General features: G+C 51.2%; 8 protein-coding genes. 6 read left to right on the top strand and 2 right to left on the bottom strand.

Features of this window, described 5'->3' with window-relative positions; translation table 11 throughout:
- Window positions 1-199: 199 nt before the first annotated feature.
- The gene (gene yhhY / locus E0D98_RS07530) at window positions 200-688 is read right to left on the bottom strand and encodes an N-acetyltransferase (protein WP_131890571.1); all 489 of its coding nucleotides are present in this window, start codon (window positions 686-688) and stop codon (window positions 200-202) included.
- Window positions 689-1020: 332 nt separating this feature from the next.
- Here yhhY and E0D98_RS07525 point away from each other — a divergent pair, with 332 nt between their 5' ends.
- From E0D98_RS07525 to gntU, 5 genes are all read left to right on the top strand, one after another.
- The gene (locus tag E0D98_RS07525; protein ID WP_000236293.1) at window positions 1021-2058 is read left to right on the top strand and encodes an oxidoreductase; all 1038 of its coding nucleotides are present in this window, start codon (window positions 1021-1023) and stop codon (window positions 2056-2058) included.
- 122 nt (window positions 2059-2180) lie between these two features.
- On the top strand, window positions 2181-2876 hold the full coding sequence (gene yhhW, locus E0D98_RS07520) for a quercetin 2,3-dioxygenase (RefSeq protein WP_000639802.1): 696 nt from the start codon (window positions 2181-2183) through the stop codon (window positions 2874-2876).
- Window positions 2877-3099: 223 nt separating this feature from the next.
- The gene (gene gntR / locus E0D98_RS07515; RefSeq protein WP_000730262.1) at window positions 3100-4095 is read left to right on the top strand and encodes a gluconate operon transcriptional repressor GntR; all 996 of its coding nucleotides are present in this window, start codon (window positions 3100-3102) and stop codon (window positions 4093-4095) included.
- Between the two features lie 138 nt (window positions 4096-4233).
- Complete coding sequence (gntK, locus tag E0D98_RS07510) at window positions 4234-4761, top strand: gluconokinase (RefSeq protein ID WP_000108330.1); 528 nt, start codon at window positions 4234-4236, stop codon at window positions 4759-4761.
- Between the two features lie 3 nt (window positions 4762-4764).
- Entirely contained in the window at window positions 4765-6105 is a 1341-nt protein-coding gene (gntU, locus tag E0D98_RS07505; protein ID WP_000210111.1) for a gluconate transporter, read from the top strand.
- 56 nt (window positions 6106-6161) lie between these two features.
- Here the strand turns inward: gntU and yhgN are convergent, their stop codons facing one another.
- The gene (gene yhgN, locus E0D98_RS07500; protein WP_001002544.1) at window positions 6162-6755 is read right to left on the bottom strand and encodes an NAAT family transporter YhgN; all 594 of its coding nucleotides are present in this window, start codon (window positions 6753-6755) and stop codon (window positions 6162-6164) included.
- 192 nt (window positions 6756-6947) lie between these two features.
- On the opposite strand from yhgN, the gene asd reads away from it, so the two are divergent.
- Entirely contained in the window at window positions 6948-8051 is a 1104-nt protein-coding gene (gene asd, locus E0D98_RS07495; RefSeq protein ID WP_000799956.1) for an aspartate-semialdehyde dehydrogenase, read from the top strand.
- Window positions 8052-8167: the final 116 nt, after the last annotated feature.

The following is an 8167-nucleotide window of genomic DNA, read 5'->3' as shown; positions in this document are numbered from 1 at the left end:
TGGCAATATTATGCTTGTTAATTGTTATTTATTTACTCCAGGAAATTGTAGGCGTATATATTAAAAAATAAAATATTACACTTTAGGAAGTAATTATGAGTTAAATCTCAATATATGTATTGGGCAAATAAATACCTTAAAGGAAGGTATGTCGATTTTGAATGACACCCTTTTTCCATCTCAGAAAAAGGGCACTATCTTACTTCACCCGCGCCATATAATATGCATCGACATATTCACCATTACGCAATGCGTACTTCTTACCAGTCCCTTCAATTTCAAAGCCGTATTTTTTATAGACCTTAATTGCCGGGGCGTTATCGACAAACACGGTTAGTTCAATGCGATCTACCCGCAACCAGTTGTCGCACATTTCAATCATCTCTCGCATCAGGGCGCTGGCGACGCCGCGGTTCTTCCAACGAGAGTCGACACAGATACCAAAATCGGCAACATGACTGCGGCGTGGGCGCTGTTGCACGTTAATGGTGAGATGGCCCACGACGTCTCCATCAATACAGGCGACGAGTTGCTTGATGCCGGGACGATCGGCGAGTCGCTCCTGCCACATATGATCGGAAGGATGAGGCACCTGTAGTGTGTTGCAATACACCTCCGGCTGGGCGTGAATCTGCCTGATGGCCTCGTAATCCCGTGTTTCTGCGTGGCGTATTACTATCTCACTCATTCCTTTGTCCTCTTTGGGGTAAATGTCCCTTTCAACATCATTGACTTTCAAATGCGAGTCAAATGCATTTTTTTGCAAAAAGTGTTGGACAAGTGCTAATGAGAATGATTATTATTGTCTCGCGATCAGGAAGACCCTCGCGGAGAACCTGAAAGCACGACATTGCTCACATTGCTTCCAGTATTACTTAGCCAGCCGGGTGCTGGCTTTTTTTTTGATCTTTCGTTCTCAATTTATCCACGGGAGTGCTTGTGTTCGTTATGCGCACTCCAGTAGGAACCACGTCCGCTTTGCGCTAAGGTGTAAATAACCACCTTAAAAAGGACGAAATCATGGTCATCAACTGCGCCTTTATTGGCTTCGGCAAAAGCACCACCCGTTACCATCTGCCGTATGTACTTAACCGCAAGGATAGCTGGCATGTCGCGCATATTTTTCGTCGCCATGCGAAGCCGGAAGAACAGGCTCCCATTTATTCCCATATCCATTTCACCAGCGATCTCGACGAAGTACTAAACGATCCCGATGTTAAGCTGGTTGTTGTCTGCACCCACGCGGACAGCCATTTCGAGTACGCGAAACGCGCGCTGGAAGCCGGGAAAAATGTGCTGGTCGAAAAACCGTTCACCCCGACGCTTGCCCAGGCGAAGGAGCTGTTTGCGTTGGCGAAAAGCAAAGGGCTGACCGTCACGCCGTATCAGAATCGTCGCTTTGACTCCTGCTTCCTGACAGCGAAAAAAGCGATTGAAAGTGGCAAGTTGGGAGAGATTGTTGAAGTGGAAAGCCATTTTGACTATTACCGCCCGGTGGCAGAAACCAAACCTGGGCTGCCGCAGGATGGCGCGTTTTATGGCCTTGGTGTGCATACGATGGACCAGATTATTTCTCTGTTCGGTCGCCCGGATCACGTCGCTTATGACATCCGCAGCCTGCGTAATAAAGCCAATCCTGACGACACCTTTGAAGCGCAACTGTTTTATGGCGACCTGAAAGCCATCGTCAAAACCAGCCATCTGGTGAAAATCGATTATCCGAAATTTATCGTTCACGGTAAGAAAGGTTCGTTTATTAAATACGGTATCGACCAGCAGGAAACCAGCCTGAAGGCTAATATTATGCCGGGCGAACCGGGATTCGCAGCGGATGATTCGGTCGGTGTGCTGGAGTATGTCAATGACGAGGGCGTGACGGTCAGAGAAGAGATGAAGCCGGAGATGGGCGATTACGGGCGCGTTTATGATGCGTTGTATCAAACCATCACCCACGGTGCGCCAAATTACGTCAAGGAATCTGAAGTTCTTACCAATCTGGAAATCCTTGAACGCGGATTTGAGCAAGCCTCTCCCTCCACAGTAACTCTCGCTAAGTAAGTTTGATGGCCCCTCGAATAGTTCAATTTTTTTGAACAGAGGGGTCAATTTTCACCCTCTATCATCCCAGGCAGATCGGGTCCACACTAAGCCCATCGAAATCATTCAGGGGGCGAATACAAATGATCTACTTACGCAAAGCAAATGAACGTGGTCATGCAAATCATGGCTGGCTGGACTCCTGGCATACTTTCTCTTTTGCCAACTATTACGATCCGAACTTTATGGGCTTCTCCGCGCTGCGCGTGATTAACGACGACGTGATTGAAGCAGGGCAGGGCTTCGGCACTCACCCGCATAAAGATATGGAAATTTTGACCTACGTGCTGGAAGGTACTGTTGAGCATCAGGACAGCATGGGCAATAAAGAGCAGGTTCCGGCGGGTGAGTTCCAGATTATGAGTGCGGGTACGGGTATTCGTCACTCAGAGTACAACCCAAACAGCACCGAGCGTCTGCATCTGTATCAGATCTGGATCATGCCTGAAGAAAATGGCATTACGCCGCGTTATGAACAGCGTCGCTTCGATGCCGTGCAGGGCAAACAGCTGGTGCTCTCGCCGGATGCGCGAGATGGTTCGCTGAAAGTGCATCAGGATATGGAACTGTATCGTTGGGCGTTGCTGAAAGATGAGCAGTCGGTGCATCAGATTGCCGCTGAACGCCGCGTCTGGATCCAGGTGGTGAAAGGCAATGTCACCATTAACGGCGTGAAAGCCTCGACCAGCGATGGTCTGGCAATCTGGGATGAGCAGGCAATCTCCATCCATGCGGATAGCGACAGCGAAGTGTTACTGTTCGATCTGCCGCCGGTTTAAAACTCAACGGCATCTTTGAAGCCTGCCTTTTTGCAGGCTTCCTCGCTCGCTCCGGTCGCGTGCTGATGCACGCTTCCGGGGTTTTGCCGCGTCGTTAGCACAATGCGATGCAATTGATTTAGTGTATATCTAATAATTGTAAACAAGCACTGTTTTCCCCGGGAAGGTTCTGATGCGTCCGTGTTAAACTAAGAGAATCTATCTCTTTTGTACCTTCAGGACGATGAAAAAGAAAAGACCCGTACTTCAGGATGTGGCTGACCGTGTAGGCGTGACCAAAATGACGGTCAGCCGTTTTTTACGCAACCCGGAGCAGGTTTCCGTCGCTCTACGCGGCAAGATTGCCGCCGCTCTTGATGAACTGGGCTATATTCCCAATCGTGCGCCCGATATCCTCTCTAACGCTACCAGCCGGGCGATTGGCGTCCTGTTACCTTCTCTCACCAACCAGGTTTTCGCGGAAGTATTACGCGGAATCGAAAGCGTCACCGACGCGCACGGTTATCAGACGATGCTGGCGCACTACGGTTATAAACCGGAAATGGAGCAAGAACGTCTCGAATCCATGCTGTCCTGGAATATCGACGGCCTGATCCTCACCGAACGTACCCACACGCCGCGCACCTTAAAGATGATTGAAGTGGCGGGGATCCCGGTGGTGGAGTTGATGGACAGCCAGTCGCCGTGCCTCGATATCGCCGTCGGTTTTGATAACTTTGAAGCGGCACGCCAGATGACTACCGCCATTATTGCGCGCGGGCATCGCCACATTGCTTATCTCGGCGCACGTCTCGACGAACGTACTATCATCAAACAGAAGGGATACGAACAGGCGATGCTGGATGCAGACCTGGTGCCATATAGCGTGATGGTTGAGCAATCTTCTTCTTACTCTTCCGGTATTGAACTGATTCGCCAGGCGAGGCGGGAATATCCGCAGCTGGATGGCGTGTTCTGTACTAATGATGACCTGGCGGTCGGCGCGGCGTTTGAATGCCAGCGTCTGGGGTTAAAAGTTCCTGACGATATGGCGATTGCCGGTTTCCACGGTCATGACATTGGTCAGGTGATGGAGCCACGACTTGCGAGCGTGCTGACGCCGCGTGAGCGGATGGGCAGTATTGGCGCTGAACGCCTGCTGGCGCGTATTCGTGGCGAATCTGTGACACCGAAAATGTTAGATTTAGGTTTCACCTTGTCACCGGGCGGATCTATTTAAGCCCACAAATTTGAAGTAGCTCACACTTATACACTTAAGGCACGGATGGATATTGCTTCTGATATTGTCCGGCTGGACAATGTTACCGATAACAGTTACCCGTAACATTTTTAATTCTTGTATTGTGGGGGCACCACTTTGAGCACGACTAACCATGATCACCACATTTACGTCTTGATGGGCGTATCGGGCAGCGGCAAATCTGCGGTCGCCAGTGAAGTGGCGCATCAACTTCATGCCGCGTTTCTTGATGGCGATTTCCTCCATCCACGGCGCAATATCGAAAAAATGGCGTCTGGCGAACCGCTGAATGACGACGATCGCAAACCCTGGTTGCAGGCGCTGAACGACGCCGCGTTTGCTATGCAGCGCACCAATAAAGTGTCGCTGATCGTCTGTTCTGCACTGAAAAAGCACTATCGCGACTTGCTGCGTGAAGGTAATCCGAATCTCTCTTTCATCTACCTGAAAGGCGATTTTGACGTGATTGAAAGCCGCCTGAAAGCGCGCAAAGGCCATTTCTTTAAAACCCAAATGTTGGTGACGCAGTTTGAAACGCTGCAGGAGCCGGGTGCGGACGAAACCGATGTACTGGTGGTGGATATCGATCAACCGCTGGAAGGTGTTGTGGCAAGCACCATTGAGGTTATTAAAAAAGGCAAATAAGTAGTGACTACATTAACGCTTGTTTTAACAGCAGTAGGGTCTGTTTTACTGCTGCTGTTTTTAGTCATGAAGGCGCGTATGCACGCTTTCCTGGCTTTGATGGTGGTGTCCATGGGGGCTGGCCTTTTTTCCGGTATGCCGCTCGATAAAATCGCAGCGACGATGGAAAAAGGGATGGGAGGCACCCTCGGCTTCCTGGCGGTGGTTGTCGCCCTGGGAGCTATGTTTGGCAAGATCTTACATGAAACCGGCGCAGTCGATCAGATTGCCGTCAAAATGCTCAAATCCTTCGGTCACAGCCGCGCGCATTATGCCATCGGCCTTGCGGGGCTGGTCTGTGCGCTACCGCTGTTCTTTGAAGTGGCGATTGTTCTGCTGATTAGCGTTGCTTTCTCAATGGCGCGCCACACCGGTACGAACCTGGTGAAGCTGGTAATCCCATTATTCGCAGGCGTGGCGGCCGCGGCTGCGTTCCTGGTGCCTGGGCCAGCGCCAATGCTCCTCGCATCGCAGATGAACGCCGATTTTGGCTGGATGATCCTGATTGGCCTGTGTGCGGCAATTCCGGGAATGATTATTGCCGGGCCGCTGTGGGGTAATTTCATCAGCCGCTACGTGGAGTTGCATATTCCTGACGACATCAGCGAACCGCATCTCGGCGAAGGCAAAATGCCATCTTTCGGATTCAGCCTGTCGCTGATCCTGTTGCCGCTGGTGCTGGTGGGGCTGAAAACCATTGCCGCGCGTTTTGTGCCAGAAGGCTCTACCGCTTACGAATGGTTCGAGTTTATTGGTCATCCGTTTACCGCGATTCTGGTTGCTTGTCTGGTAGCGATTTATGGCCTGGCAATGCGTCAGGGCATGCCAAAAGACAAAGTGATGGAGATTTGCGGTCACGCGCTGCAACCGGCGGGGATCATTCTGCTGGTGATTGGTGCAGGCGGCGTGTTCAAACAGGTGCTGGTTGACTCTGGCGTAGGTCCGGCACTGGGCGAAGCGTTAACCGGCATGGGCCTGCCGATTGCTATCACCTGCTTCGTGCTGGCAGCTGCAGTGCGCATCATTCAGGGTTCTGCCACCGTAGCCTGTTTAACGGCGGTAGGACTGGTGATGCCGGTTATTGAACAACTGAACTACTCCGGTGCGCAAATGGCGGCGCTGTCGATTTGTATCGCTGGTGGTTCGATTGTTGTCAGCCACGTTAACGACGCCGGTTTCTGGTTGTTCGGTAAATTTACCGGCGCGACCGAAGCCGAAACGCTGAAAACCTGGACCATGATGGAAACCATCCTCGGCACTGTCGGTGCCATCGTTGGGATGATTGCGTTCCAGCTGTTGAGTTAAGTTTGTTCGCCCGGTAGTTGTGACACTACCGGGTTCTTTTCGAAAAACTCTCCTCGTTACCCCTTCATCCACATTCGAATGCCGTCGAGGAACATCTGGGTTGCCATCATCACCAGAATCAATCCCATCAGGCGTTCAAGTGCGTTCACCCCTTTCTCGCCCAGCAGACGTAAAAATAGCGAAGACTGTAGCAGGATGACAAAGGTGCCGCCCCAGGCCAGCAGCAGAGCAATCACCAGATGCCCCATCTGATTCGGGTACTGATGAGACAACAACATCAGCGTGGCGAGAATAGTCGGCCCGGCGACTAACGGAATTGCCAACGGCACGATAAATGGCTCTTCACCTGCCGGAAGCCCGCTGCTATTTCCTGAAGCGCTGGGGAAAATCATCTTAATGGCAATTAGAAACAGAATGATGCCGCCAGAAATGGAGACGGTTTCTGCTCGCAGGCTGAGAAATGCCAGAATTTTCTCACCCGCAAACAGGAACACCAGCATCACCAGGAGAGCAATAAGCAACTCTCGCACCATGATTGCCCGCCGTCTTTTCGGTTCAGTATGTTTCAGTACGGACATGAAAATAGGTAGGTTTCCGAGCGGATCCATAATCAGGATCAATAAAACTGCTGCAGAAATGATTTCATTCATAACTCAAATTCCCTGATAATTGCCGCGGACTTTCTGCGTGCTAACAAAGCAGGATAAGTCGCATTACTGATGGCTTCGCTATCATTGATTAATTTCACTTGCGACTTTGGCTGCTTTTTGTATGGTGAAAGATGTGCCAAGAGGAGACCGGCACATTTATACAGCACACATCTTTGCAGGAAAAAAACGCTTATGAAAAATGTTGGTTTTATCGGCTGGCGCGGTATGGTCGGCTCCGTTCTCATGCAACGCATGGTTGAAGAGCGCGACTTCGACGCCATTCGCCCTGTCTTCTTTTCTACTTCTCAGCTTGGCCAGGCTGCGCCGTCTTTTGGCGGAACCACTGGCACACTTCAGGATGCCTTTGATCTGGAGGCGCTAAAGGCCCTCGATATCATTGTGACCTGTCAGGGCGGCGATTATACCAACGAAATCTATCCAAAGCTTCGTGAAAGCGGATGGCAAGGTTACTGGATTGACGCAGCATCGTCTCTGCGCATGAAAGATGACGCCATCATCATTCTTGACCCCGTCAATCAGGACGTCATTACCGACGGATTAAATAATGGCATCAGGACTTTTGTTGGCGGTAACTGTACCGTAAGCCTGATGTTGATGTCGTTGGGTGGTTTATTCGCCAATGATCTTGTTGATTGGGTGTCCGTTGCAACCTACCAGGCCGCTTCCGGCGGTGGTGCGCGACATATGCGTGAGTTATTAACCCAGATGGGCCATCTGTATGGCCATGTGGCAGATGAACTCGCGACCCCGTCCTCTGCTATTCTCGATATCGAACGCAAAGTCACAACCTTAACCCGTAGCGGTGAGCTGCCGGTGGATAACTTTGGCGTGCCGCTGGCGGGTAGCCTGATTCCGTGGATCGACAAACAGCTCGATAACGGTCAGAGCCGCGAAGAGTGGAAAGGGCAGGCGGAAACCAACAAGATCCTCAACACATCTTCCGTAATTCCGGTAGATGGTTTATGTGTGCGTGTCGGGGCATTGCGCTGCCACAGCCAGGCATTCACTATTAAATTGAAAAAAGATGTGTCTATTCCGACCGTGGAAGAACTGCTGGCTGCGCACAATCCGTGGGCGAAAGTCGTTCCGAACGATCGGGAAATCACTATGCGTGAGCTAACCCCAGCTGCCGTTACCGGCACGCTGACCACGCCGGTAGGCCGCCTGCGTAAGCTGAATATGGGACCAGAGTTCCTGTCAGCCTTTACCGTGGGCGACCAGCTGCTGTGGGGGGCCGCGGAGCCGCTGCGTCGGATGCTTCGTCAACTGGCGTAATCTTTATTCATTAAATCTGGGGCGCGATGCCGCCCCTGTTAGTGCGTAATACAGGAGTAAGCGCAGATGTTTCATGATTTACCGGGAGTTAAATAGAGCATTGGCTATTCTTTAAG

It is taken from the genome of Escherichia sp. KCJ4928, assembly GCF_004352695.1.
In the GTDB taxonomy this organism is placed as follows: Bacteria; Pseudomonadota; Gammaproteobacteria; order Enterobacterales; family Enterobacteriaceae; genus ECMA0423.
The sequence above is the reverse complement of the archived record's forward strand: the minus strand, read 5'-3'. Positions and strand labels throughout refer to the sequence as shown.

Bases quoted from the DNA above. Each gene is read 5' to 3' on its own strand.
- asd (WP_000799956.1), top strand. From the start codon at position 6,948: ATGAAAAATGTTGGTTTTATCGGCTGGCGCGGTATGGTCGGCTCCGTT.
- yhhW (WP_000639802.1), top strand. From the start codon at position 2,181: ATGATCTACTTACGCAAAGCAAATGAACGTGGTCATGCAAATCATGGC.
- E0D98_RS07525 (WP_000236293.1), top strand. From the start codon at position 1,021: ATGGTCATCAACTGCGCCTTTATTGGCTTCGGCAAAAGCACCACCCGT.
- gntR (WP_000730262.1), top strand. From the start codon at position 3,100: ATGAAAAAGAAAAGACCCGTACTTCAGGATGTGGCTGACCGTGTAGGC.
- yhhY (WP_131890571.1), bottom strand. From the start codon at position 688: ATGAGTGAGATAGTAATACGCCACGCAGAAACACGGGATTACGAGGCC.
- yhgN (WP_001002544.1), bottom strand. From the start codon at position 6,755: ATGAATGAAATCATTTCTGCAGCAGTTTTATTGATCCTGATTATGGAT.